Annotated in this window: 13 protein-coding genes and 1 riboswitch; of the genes, 5 read left to right on the forward strand and 8 right to left on the reverse strand. The window is 72.3% G+C overall.

The window, feature by feature from the left end:
* Window position 1 precedes the first annotated feature (1 nt).
* The 4 genes from OG711_RS06425 to OG711_RS06440 all read left to right on the forward strand — a co-directional run bounded on the left by OG711_RS06425 (window position 2) and on the right by OG711_RS06440 (window position 4,248).
* Window positions 2–1,135, forward strand: coding sequence for an STM4014 family protein (locus tag OG711_RS06425; protein WP_329558701.1), 1,134 nt, complete (start codon window positions 2–4; stop codon window positions 1,133–1,135).
* A gap of 61 nt (window positions 1,136–1,196) precedes the next feature.
* Window positions 1,197–2,012 (forward strand): STM4013/SEN3800 family hydrolase, encoded by an 816-nt coding sequence (locus OG711_RS06430; RefSeq protein WP_073785187.1) that lies wholly within the window; start codon window positions 1,197–1,199, stop codon window positions 2,010–2,012.
* Window positions 2,009–3,391, forward strand: coding sequence for an STM4012 family radical SAM protein (locus OG711_RS06435; RefSeq protein ID WP_329558702.1), 1,383 nt, complete (start codon window positions 2,009–2,011; stop codon window positions 3,389–3,391). Before OG711_RS06430 ends, OG711_RS06435 begins: the two co-directional genes overlap by 4 nt.
* 5 nt (window positions 3,392–3,396) lie before the next feature.
* Entirely contained in the window at window positions 3,397–4,248 is an 852-nt protein-coding gene (locus OG711_RS06440; RefSeq protein WP_099280328.1) for an STM4011 family radical SAM protein, read from the forward strand.
* A 19-nt stretch (window positions 4,249–4,267) separates the two neighbouring features.
* Here OG711_RS06440 and OG711_RS06445 read toward each other — a convergent pair whose 3' ends face one another.
* Window positions 4,268–5,059 carry an SGNH/GDSL hydrolase family protein gene (locus tag OG711_RS06445; protein WP_329558703.1) on the reverse strand — a complete coding sequence of 264 codons (792 nt, stop codon included), beginning with the start codon at window positions 5,057–5,059 and terminating at the stop codon, window positions 4,268–4,270.
* A gap of 222 nt (window positions 5,060–5,281) precedes the next feature.
* Window positions 5,282–6,247 carry a M23 family metallopeptidase gene (locus OG711_RS06450; RefSeq protein WP_329558704.1) on the reverse strand — a complete coding sequence of 322 codons (966 nt, stop codon included), beginning with the start codon at window positions 6,245–6,247 and terminating at the stop codon, window positions 5,282–5,284.
* A 2-nt stretch (window positions 6,248–6,249) separates the two neighbouring features.
* Window positions 6,250–6,370: riboswitch (cyclic di-AMP (ydaO/yuaA leader) on the reverse strand.
* Window positions 6,371–6,827: 457 nt separating this feature from the next.
* On the opposite strand from OG711_RS06450, the gene OG711_RS06455 reads away from it, so the two are divergent.
* Window positions 6,828–7,625 carry a tyrosine-protein phosphatase gene (locus OG711_RS06455; RefSeq protein ID WP_329558705.1) on the forward strand — a complete coding sequence of 266 codons (798 nt, stop codon included), beginning with the start codon at window positions 6,828–6,830 and terminating at the stop codon, window positions 7,623–7,625.
* 746 nt (window positions 7,626–8,371) lie between these two features.
* On the opposite strand, the gene OG711_RS06460 is transcribed toward OG711_RS06455, so the two are convergent.
* From OG711_RS06460 to shc, 6 genes are all read right to left on the reverse strand, one after another.
* Window positions 8,372–8,533: a DUF6126 family protein gene (locus OG711_RS06460; protein WP_178390913.1), complete on the reverse strand. Its 162-nt coding sequence runs from the start codon at window positions 8,531–8,533 to the stop codon at window positions 8,372–8,374.
* Window positions 8,530–9,189: a helix-turn-helix domain-containing protein gene (locus OG711_RS06465; RefSeq protein WP_266506318.1), complete on the reverse strand. Its 660-nt coding sequence runs from the start codon at window positions 9,187–9,189 to the stop codon at window positions 8,530–8,532. The genes OG711_RS06460 and OG711_RS06465 overlap by 4 nt, the downstream gene beginning before the upstream one ends.
* A gap of 61 nt (window positions 9,190–9,250) precedes the next feature.
* Window positions 9,251–10,636 carry an aspartate aminotransferase family protein gene (locus tag OG711_RS06470; protein ID WP_266506320.1) on the reverse strand — a complete coding sequence of 462 codons (1,386 nt, stop codon included), beginning with the start codon at window positions 10,634–10,636 and terminating at the stop codon, window positions 9,251–9,253.
* A gap of 153 nt (window positions 10,637–10,789) precedes the next feature.
* Window positions 10,790–11,812: an adenosyl-hopene transferase HpnH gene (hpnH, locus tag OG711_RS06475; RefSeq protein ID WP_073782431.1), complete on the reverse strand. Its 1,023-nt coding sequence runs from the start codon at window positions 11,810–11,812 to the stop codon at window positions 10,790–10,792.
* 5 nt (window positions 11,813–11,817) lie between these two features.
* Entirely contained in the window at window positions 11,818–12,492 is a 675-nt protein-coding gene (locus tag OG711_RS06480; protein WP_329563647.1) for a phosphorylase family protein, read from the reverse strand.
* Between the two features lie 89 nt (window positions 12,493–12,581).
* Entirely contained in the window at window positions 12,582–14,843 is a 2,262-nt protein-coding gene (shc, locus tag OG711_RS06485) for a squalene--hopene cyclase (RefSeq protein WP_329558706.1), read from the reverse strand.
* Between the last annotated feature and the right edge of the window lie 40 nt (window positions 14,844–14,883).

Below are 14,883 nucleotides of genomic sequence, written 5' to 3' on the forward strand. Positions count from 1 at the left end.
CATGCGCGCCGAACCTCCTCGTTTCGCGGTCGTCGGGAACCCCGCCAACCGCCGCACCGGATTCTTCCTGGACGCGGTACGCGCCGCCGGGCTGCCCGACGCGCGGGTGCTGCCCTGGGTGGACGTCCTGCGCGGTGGTGCCGGTTTCCGTCCCGGTGAGACCGTCCGTGTCGACTCCCCGGGTGAGGACCCGGAGGTCGAGCGGCTGCTGCGGGGCACCGACGATCCCGCGCGCGTGGAGGGCACGGCGCGCTGGTACACGCGGTTCACGGCGGCCGTCCGCGAGGTGGCGGACTCCGCGCGCGGCGCGGACTGCCTGCTGCTGGACGGCCCCGGGGACCTGGCGGCGCTGTTCGACAAGCGCCTGTGCCACGCGGCGCTGAGCCGCGCCGGGGTGCCCGTACCGCCGTCGCCGACCTCGGGCGGCGGGGTGCCGGTCCGGGGCTGGGACGACGTACGGGAGCTGATGCGCGGGCAGGGGACGCCCCGGGTGTTCGTGAAGCTCGCGCACGGTTCGTCGGCGTCCGGGGTCCTCGCGGTGGAGTCCGCCGGAGCGGGGCGGCTGCGTGCCACCACCTCCGTCGAGCGGACCCCCGGCGGGCTCTTCAACTCGCTGCGGGTGCGGCGGTACACCACCGAGCGGGAGATCGCCGCGCTGGTGGACGCGCTCGCGCCGGACGGGCTGCACATCGAGCGCTGGCTGCCGAAGGCCTCGCTGGACGGGCGGGTGACGGATCTGCGGGTCGTGGTGGTCGGCGGACGGGCCACCCACGCGGTGGCGCGCACCAGCCGTTCCCCGATGACGAATCTGCATCTCGGCGGTGCCCGCGGCGATCTCGCGCGGGTGCGGGACGCGGTGACGCGGGCGGGCGGGGACTGGGCCGGGGCGCTGGAGGTCTGCGAGCGGGCCGCGGCGTGCTTCCCGGACACCCTGTGCGTGGGTGTCGATCTGCTGCCGCTGGTGGGCTGGCGCCGGTTCGCGGTCGCCGAGGTGAACGCGTTCGGTGATCTGCTGCCGGGGCTGACCGGGCTGCCGGGCGGTCCGGCGGAGGGCCTGGACACCTATGCCGCCCAGGTCGCCGCGGTCCGGCGCGGCTGGTCCACGGGAGCGGAGGCCGACCGTGCAGCGGCATGAGACGGGCGGGGCGGCGAGCGCCCTGGACCCGGGAACGACCGGTGCTCCGGGCATCCCCGACATGAACGCGGTCGTCGGCCGTGACGATCTGCTGCTCGTCACCCTCGACACCCTCCGGTACGACGTGGCGGTGGAGCTGGCGCAGGCGGGGCGGCTGCCGAATCTCGCCCGTCATCTGCCGGGCGGCGGCTGGGAGAAGCGGCACGCGCCGGGCAGCTTCACCTATGCCTCGCACCAGGCGATGTTCGCGGGATTCCTGCCGACCCCGGCGACGCCCGGCCCGCATCCCCGGCTGTTCGCGGCCCGGTTCGCGGGCAGCGAGACCACCGAGCGGCGCACCTATGTGTACGACACCCCCGATCTCGTGTCGGGTCTCGCGCGGGACGGCTACCGCACGGTGTGCGTGGGCGGGGTCGGGTTCTTCAACAAGCAGGGCGCCTTGGGGGACGTGCTGCCCGGCATGTTCCAGGAGAGCCACTGGGAGCCGGGGTTCGGGGTCGCCTCACCGTCGTCGTTCGAGGCGCAGGTCGCGTGCGCGGAGCGCGTCGTCGCGGGGCTGCCGCCCGAGCGGCGGCTGTTCCTGTTCCTGAACGTGTCGGCGCTGCATCAGCCCAACTGGTTCCATCTGCCCGGCGCGACCCGCGCGGCGGGCGACAGCCGCCGGACCCACGCCGCCGCGCTGGAGTACGTCGACCGGCACATCGGGCGGCTGTTCGCGGCGATGAGCAGCCGCCGCCGATGCTTCGCGATCGTCTGCTCGGACCATGGCACGGCCTACGGCGACGACGGATTCACCGGTCACCGCCTCGGCCACGACGTGGTGTGGACCGTGCCGTACGCCCACTTCTTCCTGGACCCGACCGAGGCAGCCTCATGAGCACCACGCATCCCGCCGCGACACCCGTGGCCACCGGGCCGGACACCCCGCGCCCGTACCAGAACTACGTCTACGCGTACCCGCACAAGACGGCGTACCGTCCGCTGCCCGAGCCGGGGCCCCGGCTCGCGGAGCTGTGGCGCGGTGAGCCCAAGGACGCCCTGTCGCTGTATCTGCACATCCCGTTCTGCGACGTGCGGTGCGGCTTCTGCAATCTGTTCACCCGGATCGGCGCGCCCGACGAGTTGTCGACGCGCTATCTGGACGCGCTGGAGCGGCAGGCGGGGGCGGTGCGGGAGGCGCTGGCCGGGGACGGTCCGGTGCGGTTCGCGACGGCGGCGTTCGGCGGCGGCACCCCCACATTCCTCACGGCCGACGAGCTGACCCGGCTGTGCGACATCGCGGAGCGGCGAATGGGCGCCGATCTGCGGGCGGTCCCGCTGTCGGTGGAGGCGTCCCCGTCGACGGCGACCGCCGACCGGCTCGCCGTCCTGGCCGAGCGGGGCGCGACCCGGGTGAGCCTCGGGGTGCAGAGCTTCGTGGACGCCGAGGCGCGGGCGGCGGTCCGGCCCCAGCGGCGCGCCGATGTGGAGGCGGCCCTGGCCCGGATACGCGCGGCGGGCATACCCGTGCTGAACATCGACCTGATCTACGGGATCGACGGGCAGACCGAGGAGTCCTGGCGGCTGTCCCTGGACGCGGCGCTGCGCTGGCGGCCGGAGGAGCTGTATCTGTACCCGCTGTACGTCCGGCCGCTGACCGGGCTGGGGCGGCGGGCGGCCGTCGGTGAGCGCGCGTGGGACGAGCACCGGCTGGGGCTGTACCGGGCGGGCCGGGACCATCTGCTCGCGCACGGCTACGAGCAGCGTTCGATGCGGATGTTCCGGCGCGCGGACGCCCCCGCGCAGGGCCCCGACGACTACGCCTGCCAGACGGACGGGATGATCGGTCTGGGCTGCGGCGCGCGTTCGTACACCTCGGCGCTGCACTACTCCTTCGACTACGCGGTGGACGCGCGTGAGGTCAGGTCGATCATCGACACGTACACGGCGACGGAGGACTTCGGCCGTGCCGTCCACGGGCGGTACATGACCGAGGACGGCGACGGGGACGAGGCGCGGCGCAGACATCTGCTCCAGTCGCTGCTCCAGGCCGGCGGGCTGGAGCGGGCCGACTACCGGGGGCGGTTCGGCGGGGACCCGGAGGACCACTTCGGGGCGGAGCTGGCGGGCTTCGCCGCGCGCGGCTGGCTGGACGGCGGCGCCCCGGCGGGGGTGCTGCGGCTGTCGCCGGAGGGGCTGGCGTACTCCGACGCCCTGGGTCCCGAGCTGTTCTCCCCCGCGGTGCGGGCGGCGATGGCCGCGTACGAGGCACGGTGAACGCCATGGATCTGACCGTGCTGTACCGGGGGCCGCTGGCGTCGTGCGACTACGACTGCCCGTACTGTCCGTTCGCCAAGCGGCGTGACAGCGGGGAGCAGCTCCGTGCGGACCGGGCGGCGCTGGCCCGGTTCACCGAGTGGGTGGGCGCGTACGAGCAAGGGCGGCTGTCGGTGCTGTTCACCCCGTGGGGCGAGGGGCTGGTGCGGTCGTGGTACCGGCGGGCGCTGGTGGAGCTGTCGCGGCTGCCGCATGTCGAGCGGGTGGCGATCCAGACGAATCTGAGCTGCCGTACGGACTGGCTCGCCGAGGCCGACCTGGACACGGTCGCTCTGTGGTGCACGTACCACCCGGGCCAGACGCCGTACGAGCGGTTCCTCGGCAAGTGCCGGGAGCTGAGCGCGCGGGGGGTGCGGTTCAGTGTGGGGATCGTGGGGCTGGCGGAGCATCTGGAGGACGCGCGGCGGCTGCGGGCGGAGCTGCCGGAGGAGGTGTATCTGTGGGTGAACGCCGCGGAGGGGCACACGTACTCCGACGAGGAGGCCGACCGGTGGACGGCGCTGGACCCGCTGTTCCCGTACAGCCGTCATCCGCATCGCAGCGCGGGGCTGCCGTGCCGTACCGGTGAGTCGGTGGTGTCGGTGGACGGTGACGGCACGGTCCGCCGCTGCCACTTCGTCCCGGCGGAGCTGGGCAATCTGTACGACGGCTCCTACCGTGCCGCGCTGGCGCCCCGGCCCTGCCCGCTGACGCTGTGCGACTGCCATATCGGGTACGTGCATCTGGAGACGCTGCCGCTGTACGACGTCTTCGCGGGCGGGGTCCTGGAGCGGATACCGGCCGGGCCGGGCGGCTGAGCCGGGCCGGGCGGCCGGGTCACAGGGGCAGCAGATCGGGGCGCTTGGCCTCCACATGATCGCCGGAGGACTCGCCCCGCAGCCGCCGCCCGATCCAGGGAACGAGGTACTCGCGCGCCCAGTGGATGTCGTCGCGGCGCACTTCGAGGGTGCCCCGGGGCGGCAGCGGGGGCCACGGCTGGTCGGGGTCGGCGGGGACCTCGACGCCGAGCACCTGACCGGCCCGCAGGGCGACCCGGGTGTGGCCCTCGGCCGAGAGATGCAGCCGGTCGCCGTCCCAGGCGCGGCGGTCCTGCACGGTCCGCAGCGACCACAGGTCGAGGACGGGGCATCCGTAACGGTCGGCGATGGCCCGGACATGACCGTTGTAGGTGGCGATCTTGCCGCGGAACCGCCTCAGTACGGGGATGTCACGGGTGTCGAAGCCGGTGGTCACCATCACGGTCGCCACGGTTCCGGTGAGGTCCGCGACGGCGCGCTCGAAGCGTTCGGCGACCTCGTCGGGGTCGGTGCCGGGCCGGATGATGTCGTTGCCCCCGGCGCAGAACGTCACGAGGTCGGGGGCGAGCCGCCGGGCGCGGGGGATCTGCTCCGCGACGATCTGGTCGAGGAGTCGGCCGCGTACGGCGAGGTTGGCGTACCGGAAGCCGTCCTCCGCCAGCCGGTCGGCGAGGAGGACCGCCAGCCGGTCGGCCCATCCCACGAACGCTCCGCCGGGGCCGGGGTCACCGACCCCTTCCGTGAAGCTGTCGCCGATGGCCGCGTAGGACCGGAGGGGGTGCGGTGGGGGGAAGGTCGACTGTGCGCTCACGTCGGCCCATCTTTCACGGCGGGCCGTGACCTACGCCACCGTAATAATGCGCTGAGGGGGGTTGACGGGACGTGAGAAAGGCCATGCCGCTGTTTTGCGCCGGGCAGGAATAGCGGGCGCCCCCGACGACAGCGCGCCGCTCACTGTGCGGTGGCACGCGAACGGGGCCGTATCCGCCGATACGGCCCCGTTCAGGGATGCGGCCGGTGGCCGCGGGAGTCGTCAGATGCCGACGCCCTTCGACCGCAGGTAGGACATCGGGTCGATGTCGGAGCCGTAGTCGGGCGAGGTACGGATCTCGAAGTGCAGGTGCGGCCCGGTGCTGTTGCCGGTGGAACCGGCGAGACCGATCTGGTGGCCGCCCGTGACCGACTGCCCGGCCGAGACGGTGAGCTGCGAGAGATGCGCGTACTGCGAGTACTTGCCGTCGGTGTGCTGGATGACGACCTGGTTGCCGTACGAACCGGCCCATCCGGCCGACACCACGGTGCCGGGGCCGACGGACTTCAGGGGCGTACCGGCGGGCACGCTGAAGTCGACACCGGTGTGGTAGCCGCTGGACCACATGCTGCCGGAGGCGCGGTACCCCGTGCCGACACCGGAGTCGACGGGCCGGGTCCAGCCCGAGTCGGCCTGCTCCGGGGCGGCGGCCTCGGCGGGGGCGGCCTTCGGGGCGGCGGCCTTCGGGGCGGCGGCCTCGGGCTCCGCGGCCTTCGGCTGCGCCTTGGGCGCGGCGGCCTTGGGCGCCTGCGCCTTCGGGGCCTGCGCCTTCGGGGCGGCCGGCTTCGGCGCGGGGGCCTCGGGCGCGGCAGCGGCCTTGGCGCCGATGGTGAGCTTCAGTCCGGGATGGATCAGGCCCGGGTCCGAGCCGACGGTGCCGCGGTTGTCGTCGTAGAGCCGCTGCCAGCCGCCCTGGACGGCCTGCTCGTCGGCGATCTTCGAGAGATGGTCACCGACCTTGACGGCGTACGTCCTGACCTCGGAGGTCTTGACGGCGGTCCGCTCGGCGGGGGCCTGTACGGCGTTCTGGGCGCCGGTCACGGCCGGGGCGGAGTGCGGGGTGGCCGCCTCGGCGCCGGTGGCGCCGATCAGCGGCAGGGCCAGGGCCGCGCCACCGGTTCCTGCGACGGCGATCGACCTGGCTATACGGGTGGACTTGGGACGGCGGTGCTTACCCTTCGCGGGCATGACGTTTTCCTCTCCGGCGCCTGCGAGGTGAGCTGTCGGGTTCGGGCTGGAGATGCCCGGCCGCGCTTTCACGCGGCTTCACCCCGAGCCGGTCCGGTTGCCCGGACACGGCGTACTACCTGTGGGTTCCCCGCTCCTGCCGGTGTCGGGTGACGTTGCGGACCCCGGACGGCGGCAGGACTAGGCGTCCGCCCGGATTGAGCGTGACGCTAGGCGAGCGGGCTCGCCGTGGACAACCAAGACCCCCGGGGCGACCGGCCATTCCTTGATCCAAGGCCGGATTCCCGGTCACCCTGCGTCGACCGCGGAGGTCAGCGGGAGGCTCAATTCCCGGACGGTGAAAGGGCGCCCGGGAGTCCTCGTCCGACACCCAACGTGACAATTATGATCCCGGTCACGGGTATCCGGACCAGGGCACTTTATTCCGGGGCCAGTTCAACTTAATGCCACTAAACAGACATAGAGCATCATCAACCCTTTATCACCACTTGGGGTCTGATCATCCGATGACTGGATGTCGTATCGTCGGAATCGCGCTCGTCGGCGGAGGTGCCGGCGGCGGACCGGGAGGAGCCCCCGCGTGACGCAGCAGATCCCGTCGACCGAGCCCGAACTGACCGGAGTCCGCAACTTCCGTGACGTGGGTGGCCTGCCGACCACGGACGGCAGGCGCGTCCGCCACGGGGTGCTGTACCGCAGCGGGCATCTCGCCCAGGCGACCGCGGAGGACAGCGACTACCTCGCCTCGCTGGGGCTGCACACCATCTTCGACTTCCGCGACTCCGCGGACCGGGGGCTCGACGGTCTCGATGTGGCACTGCCGGGCGTCCGCAACGTGAACGTACCGCTGAGCGATCCGGCCGACGGTACGGAGTTCTGGCAGATGGTCCGGCAGGGGGATCTCGCCCAGCTCCGCGAGCACCTCGCGGAGGGCCGCGCGGCGAACCGCATGGTCGAGGCGTATCGGACGATCATCGAGGAGCGGACCGCCGAGCACGGGCGGGTGCTGCGGTCGCTCGCGGACGGGAGCGTGCCCGCGCTCATGCACTGTGCCGCGGGCAAGGACCGCGCGGGGCTGTCCATAGCGGTGACGCTGCTGGCGCTCGGTGTCGAGCGGGACGCCATCGAGGCGGACTACCTCAAGTCGAACGCGGCGCACCGGCGGTACCGGGTGCGGCGCAGCGAGGCCGCGGTGGACGGGTACGCGCCGGAGGTCATGGAGCTGTTGCGCCCGCTTTTCGACGCGCGGGTCGAGTATCTGGCGGCGGGGTTCGACTCGATCGACCGGCGCTGGGGCAGCACCGAGGCCTACCTGTCCGACGGCCTCGGCCTCACCGCCCCGGACCGTGACCGCCTTCGCGACCGCTTCTTGGCGTAAGGGTCTGTCCGGCTGGACGCACTCCGTTCCTGTGCCGTCGCTCGTGGGTTTCGCGCAGTTCCCCGCGGGTCGCCTTCGCTTGCGCTTCCCAGGTCCGTCCGGCTGGACGCACTCCGTTCCTGTGCCGTCGCTCGTGGGTTTCGCGCAGTTCCCCGCGGGTCGCCTTCGCTTGCGCTTCCCAGGTCTGTCCGGCGTGGCGCACTTCGTTCCTGTGCCGTCGCTCGGTGGTTTTGCGCAGTTCCCCGCGCCCCTTTGGGGCGCGTTCTGCTTGTTCTTCGGGTCGGGGCCGGTCGGGATTCTCCGTCCTCGATCCGACACGCTCGGTAACACGTCCAGCGGAGCTACTGAAGAGCATCGGAGTCTGCGAGCAGAGATTCCCGCCCACCCCCTCCCGCAGCAGCGCGACTGCACGAGGAGGAGGGCGAACAGCAACATCAGGCGGCCGAGGCGCCCCAAAGGGGCGCGGGGAACTGCGCATCCACCGAGCGACCCGCACGAACGGGGTGCGCCCACCGGGGCCGACCTAAGGGGCGCGGGGAACTGCGCGAAAGACGAGGGCCGACCCGCACCCGAAGAGCGACCGCAAGGGGGCACCACCCAGGGGCGCGGGGAACTGCGCACCCCACGAGCGACCCGCACAGGGACAAGTAGGCCCAGCACAGGAAACCCGGGGGCGGGGCTCACCGGGGGGGGCCGTAGGTGAACCGGGGCGAGGGGGGACGCCCGCTGCCGCCCGACCGGTCAGGTCACTTCGCTCCGGCCTCGAACAGCAGCCAGATGAACCCGGCGACGGCGTGTCCCACCGCCACATAGATGATCAACCGGATCCAGATGCTCCGCGGCATCTTGTCCTCGATGTTCTGCCGGGACGGCGGACGCGGTTCCGTGGGCTGAAGGGGCTCGGTCATCGGAGGTCTCCCAGGGTGTGGCCGTCGGCCGGGCCCAGACACAGCGCGGTGGACGGACTCTGCAACAGGGTGTGCACGAAGAGGAGGTCGGTCCCGTCCTCGTCGGCGGCGCCGATCCGGTGGGGGGTCAGCGAGTCGAAATGCGCGCTGTCGCCGGGCGCGAGCACATGCGTACTGTCGCCGAGTCGCAACCGCAGCCGCCCGGAGAGGACGTACAGCCACTCCTCGCCGGGATGGACCCGCACGATGTCGCCCTGGGTGCCGTAGGGCACCCGTACCCGCAGCGCCTGCATACCGCGGCCGGGCGCGCCGGCCTGCCAGTACGTCCAGCCGCCGGCGAGCGTGGGGTCCATGGCGGCGCCGTGGACGATGGACTCGCGGTCGGCGACCGTCTCGCCCAGCAGCTCGGACACGGTCGTGCCGTAGATGCGGGCCAGTGAGAGCAGCATCGGCAGTGAGGGCTGCCGGCGGCCGGTCTCCAGCCGGGACAGATGTGCCGGTGAGAGCCCGGCCGTGGCCGCGGCGGCCTCCAGGGTCAGCCCGGCGCCGCGGCGCCGCTCCCGCAGCTGCGGGGCCACGGCGGGCAGCTCGTCGGCGACCGGGGTGCCGGTGGCTTCCGTGGGGTCCGGCCGCGGGGCCGGTTCGGAGGGGCTCATACCCTTGATTGAGCCAGAAAAATGCCTCCCAGGCAAACTACTTGCCTGGGAGGCAAAACGATCAGCGTTCGGCGACGGCCTGTCTCACCAGTGTCCTCCCGAAGTCCCACATCAGCCCACCCCCGCTGTGTGCGTCGTCCATCACGGCGGTGAACGCGGTGACGAACCGGTCGATGTCCGCCTCGTCCACCACCAGCGGCGGGATCAGCTTGATGACCTCCATCCGGTCCCCCGAGACCTGGGTGAGCACCCGGTGCGTCCGGAGCAGCGGGCCGACGACCATCTGTGCGAAGAGTCCCTTGCGGGCCGTCTGGAGCATGGTCCAGCCGCCGCGCAGCCGCAGCGAGCGGGGCCGCCCGAACTCGATGCCGATCATGAGCCCCCGGCCGCGTACCTCGCGCAGCATCTCGTAGCGGTCCACGAGGGCCGTGAGCCGGGTGCGCAGCAGGTCGCCGGTGACGCGCGCGTGCGCCACGAGCTGCCGGGACTCGATGACCGACAGCACCGCGAGGCCCGCCGCCATGGCCTGGGCGTTGGAGCCGAAGCTCGCGGAGTGGACGAGGACGCGGTCCATGGACGAGTAGACCTTCCGGAAGATCCAGTCCTTGCCGAGGGTCGCGCCGACCGGGACATAGCCGCCGGACAGGGCCTTGGCGACGCAGACCAGGTCCGGTTCCACGCCTTCCTCGTGCTGGTAGGCGTAGAAGTCGCCGGTCCGGCCGAGGCCGGTCTGGACCTCGTCCGCGATGAGCAGCGCCTTGTGCGCCCGCAGCAGTTCCTGGGCGGCCCGCAGATAGCCGGGCGGGCTCTCGTGCACGCCCTTGCCCTGGATCGGCTCCACGATGAGCGCGGCCACGTCGCCCCGGCGCAGTTCCCTCGCCAGTGCGTCCAGGTCGCCGAGGGGGACGGCGGTGTCGGGCAGCAGCGGGGCGAAGCCGTCGCGGAATCCGGCCTCGCCGTTGACGGAGAGGGAGCCGGTGGTGAGTCCGTGGAAGGCGTGGGCGCAGTAGAGGACCCGGGGGCGCCCGGTGGCGTAGCGGGCGAATTTGAGGGCGGTCTCGACGGCCTCGGTGCCGCTGTTGCCGAAGAAGACGCGGTCCAGATGCGGGCTGTGGGCGAGCAGTCTCTCGGCGAGCAGGCCCGGCAGGGGCTGGCAGTCGAAGCGGGTGAGGTCCGCGAGTGAGGCGTCGAGCACGTCGTGCAGCGCTTTGCGGACCACGGGGTGGTGGCGGCCGAGGCCCATGACCCCGAATCCGGCGAGCATGTCGAGATGGTCGTTGCCCTCGGCGTCCCAGAAGTGCGCGCCCTCGGCCCGTTCGTACGTCTTGTCGAAGCCGATGGTGTGCAGCATGCGCGGCAGTTGGTGGTTGAGGTAGCGGCTGTGCAGCTCGTACCGCTCGGCTCCGCGACTGGCGAGCAGCGCCGCCAGGTCGAACTCCTCGGTCATCGGGGCGTTCCTGGTGCTCGTGGTGCGGTGGGTGCCCTGGGGCCGGGTCCGGCGGCGTGGCGGACCGGGCCCGGCCTGGACGCCCCTGGCGGGCCGGGGCCGGGGTGCGGCCCCGGCCCCGTTCGGTGGGTGCCGGCCGTCAGCCGGCGGGTGTCATCCCCGGTTGCCGGAGACGGTCTCGCGGGCCGCGCGCAGCGACTCCTTGAGGGAGCCCATGGTGGCGAGGACGGCGGTGGGCTCGTAGCCGCAGTGCGCCATGCAGTTGGCGCAGCGCGGGTCCTTGCCCCGGCCGTACGCGTCCCAGTCGGTCTTCTCGATGAGGTCGCGGTAGGTGGGGACGTAGCCGTCGCTCATCAGGTAGCAGGGCTTCTGCCAGCCGAAGAGGGAGTAGTTGGGGATCGCCCAGGCCGTGCAGGGGAAGTCGACCTTGCCCTCCAGGAAGTCGAGGAACAGGGGCGAGTGGTTGAGCCGCCAGCGGCGCCGGTTGCCGCCGGCGAACGCCTTGCGGAAAAGTTCCCGGGTCTGTTCGACGCCGAGGAAGTGTTCCTGGTCGGGCGCCTTCTCGTAGGCGTACGCGGGCGAGATCATCATCTCGTCCACCTGGAGCTCGTCGTTGAGGTAGTCGAGGACCTCGACGATGGTCTGCGGGGTGTCCGTGTTGAAGAAGGTGGAGTTGGTGGTGACCCGGAAGCCGCGTTCCTTGGCCTCCTTGATGGCGGCGACCGCCTCGTCGAACACACCTTCCTTGGCGACCGATTCGTCGTGCCGTTCGCGCAGACCGTCGATGTGCACGGCGAACGCGAAATAGGGCGAGGGGGTGAACTTCTCCATCTTCTTCCGCATCAGCATCGCGTTGGTGCACAGGAAGACGTACTTTCTGCGGGCCACCAACTGCCGCACGATCTCGTGGATCTGCGGATGCATCAGCGGTTCGCCGCCCGCGATGGAGACCATCGGGGCACCGGATTCCAGGACCGCGCCGACGGCCTGTGCCACCGGCATCCGCTGCTTGAGGACGCCTGCCGGGTGCTGGATCTTGCCGCAGCCCTCGCATGCGAGATTGCACGCGAAGAGCGGTTCCAGCTCCACGATCAACGGGAACTTGTCCCGCCTGCGGAGCTTCTGTTCGAAAAGGTACGTCGCGACCTTGATGGACTGACGGAGCGGCATGGCCATTCAGCTCACCTCCAGGGGAGCATCACCTTGCGGTGCCATTCACAGAATGCGGGGATCACGGCACGAAGAACATGGAAAGCCGATATTCCACCGCGGAGTGTGCCGATTCGGACCAGTTCATGTGTCGGAGCGTCCACGACCACCCGTACGGCCGCAACCGGACGGGTCCGTCCGCCGGGGTCCGCCGGGCCGGGTTCGGGCAGTTCCGCGACGGCGGCGGTACGCAGGGTGACCGCCGATTCCATGTCGGCCGCGATCGCGCCGGTGGCCAGCAGGGCGGCGCGCTCGGGGCCGCGGACGACATGGTCGGTGCCCAGGAGCGGGCCGGTGTGGACGGTCCGGCCGGGCAGCAGCCGGGTCAGGGAAGCGGTCAGCGGTCCGGTACCGGCGCAGGGGACGGTGTCCGCTCCGTCCCGGGTCTCGGTGGCGACCACCAGGTCCCCGGGGCGCATACCGGGTGCGAGTCCCGCGCAGAACCCGGTCGCGAGGACGGCGGCGTCCCGCAGGGCCGGACGGGTCAGGGCGCGGCTCACCGCCCGTTCGGCGGCACGCGGGCCCATGCCCGTACGCAGCACCGTCACGGGCCCGGTCGCGGAGCGGCTGCCGAGCAGCAGGGCGAGCCGTTCGACGCCGAGGGCGCAGGCGATCAGCAGCGGGGCCGGCCCGGTGCCCGGGGTCACCGGACCGGGGCGGTCCGGCGGGGTGGCGGCCCGCTCAGGGCGGGCCGCCCGGCGGAGCGGATCGGGAGGGCCGGCCGGGGTGGCGGCCATCAGCTCCCCTTGCCGGCCCGCTCGGCGATCCGTCCGGCCGCGGCGGCGGCGAGCGCGCGGGCCGCGCGCACCACACCGGGTCCGGCGCCCCAGACGGTCGACACCTCCCGTACGGTCACCCGGCCGATGTCCCGGGCGCCCGTCAGGGATCTCAGGACGGCCGGGGAGCCCGTACCGGCGGCCGGGACATGGGCGCCGAGGCCGGTGGGGTCCTGGCAGGTGAGGCCGCCGGGGGTGGCGGGTACCTGGCCGGTGCCCTTGGCGGCCGGTGCGCCGACGCGGTCCGGGGAGGGTTCCCCGTACACGTAGCGGCCCAGGGCCGTGAGGGGGAAGACCTGGCGGTAGAGGTGGTAGTTGATGGAGAAGTCCCACGGGAAGCCGGTCCCGGTGAAGTGGGGTTCGTCCCAGGAGCCGTCGTCCCGCTGGGTCCGGGCGAGCCAGTCGACGCCCCGCTCGGCGGCACCGCCGTCCCGCTCCCCCGCCGCGATCAGCGCGAGCAGCGCCCAGGCCGTCTGGGAGGCGGTGGAGACACCGCGTCCGCCCCAGCCCGGACCGTCGTGGTAGGAGCGCAGGTCCTCGCCCCAGCCGCCGTCGGTGTTCTGCACGGACTCCAGCCAGGCGACGGACCGGCGGATCGCGGGGTGGGTGCCGGGCAGCCCGGCGGCGGTGAGCGCGGGGACGACCGACCCGGTGCCGTAGATGTAGTTGACGCCCCAGCGGCCGAACCACGCGCCGCAGGACTCCTGTTCCGCGAGGAGCCAGGCGATGCCCCGGCGGGTGCGCGGGTCGTGCGCGAGCCCCTCGAAGGCCAGCATCTCCACGACATGGGCGGTGACATCGGCCGAGGGCGGGTCGACGACCTTGCCGAAGTCGCAGAACGGCAGCCGGTTGGGGAAGGTGCTGGTGTTGTCCACGTCGAAGGCGCCCCAGCCGCCGTCCTTGGACTGCATCCCCAGGTTCCACGTGACACCACGCGCGACGGCGGCGTCCATGCGCGCGGGATCGGGGTGGCGGACCCGGCGCAGCGCGAGGACGACCTCGGCGGTGTCGTCGATGTCGGGGTAGTTGTCGTTGTGGAACTCGAACGCCCAGCCGCCCGGGGCGAGATCGGGGCGGCGGACCGACCAGTCACCGGGCCGGTCGATCTGTTCCGCGAGCATCCAGTCGGCGGCCTTGACCAGTTGGGGGTGGTCGGCGGGGACCCCGGCGTCGGCGAGCGCGATGGTCGCCAGACAGGTGTCCCAGACGGGCGACTGGCATGCCTCGACCATCCGGGAGCCGTCCTCGCGCCATACGGCGAACCGGTCCAGGGACTCCAGACCGGCGCGCAGCACAGGATGGTCGAGGTCGAAGCCGAGCAGGTGCAGGGCGATGATGGAGTACACGGCGGGGGGCTGGATGCCGCCCCAGCAGCCGTCGTTCTCCTGGCGTTCGACGATCCAGTGGGCCGCGGACCGGACGGCCGCCGACCGGACGGCCCTGGGCGCCACCTTGCGGTACAGGTGCAGCGCCTTGTCCAGCCGCTGGAACACCCCGTCCCAGCTGGTGAGCGGGGCGAGGGGCCGCGCGGGGCAGGGGTCGGCGGGGTCCGTGTGCAGTTCGTCGAGCGGGAAGGGCGCCGGGCGTACGGGCCGCTTCGCGGAGACGATGGTGAGCGCCACGATGGTCTGGCGGGCCCAGCATCCGAAGTCGTAGATGTTGAGCGGGAACCAGGAGGGCATGTAGACGAGTTCGGGCGGGACCTCGGGGAGGTCGGACCACTTCCACCAGCCGAACAGGGCCAGCCAGATCCGGGTGAAGACCCGGGCGGCGGCGATGCCTCCCCGGTCCCTGATCCAGGCGGAGGCGCGTGCCATGTGCGGGGCGTCCGGGCTGTCCCCGGCGAGCCGCAGCGCGACATACGCCTCGATGGTGGCGGAGAGGTCTCCGGGGCCGCCGTGGAAGGTGGCCCAGGTGCCGTCGTCCCGCTGCTTCCCCCGGATGAAGAGGGCCGACGCCTGGGTGGTGGCGTCGTCCCGGATGCCGAGGAACTGCCGCAGGAGGAGGTCCTCGGCGTCCATCGTGACGTTCGTTTCGAGGTCGCCCTTCCACCAGCCCTGGGGGTCCTGGCGGGAGAGCAGGAAGTCGGTGGCGCGCCGGGTGGCGCGCAGGGCGGCGTCGAGGGTTCCGGCCGCCTGCGGGATCGGTTCGGTGGGATCGGAAAGGGCCGAGGGCGCGCGGGGCGGTACCGCTCCGGTGCTTCCGTCGGTCGTCGCTGTCATGGCTTCCCCTTCGTGCAGTGTGGTTCTTCTGCTGGGTCCG

Source organism: Streptomyces uncialis, assembly GCF_036250755.1.
Lineage (GTDB): Bacteria > Actinomycetota > Actinomycetes > Streptomycetales > Streptomycetaceae > Streptomyces > Streptomyces uncialis.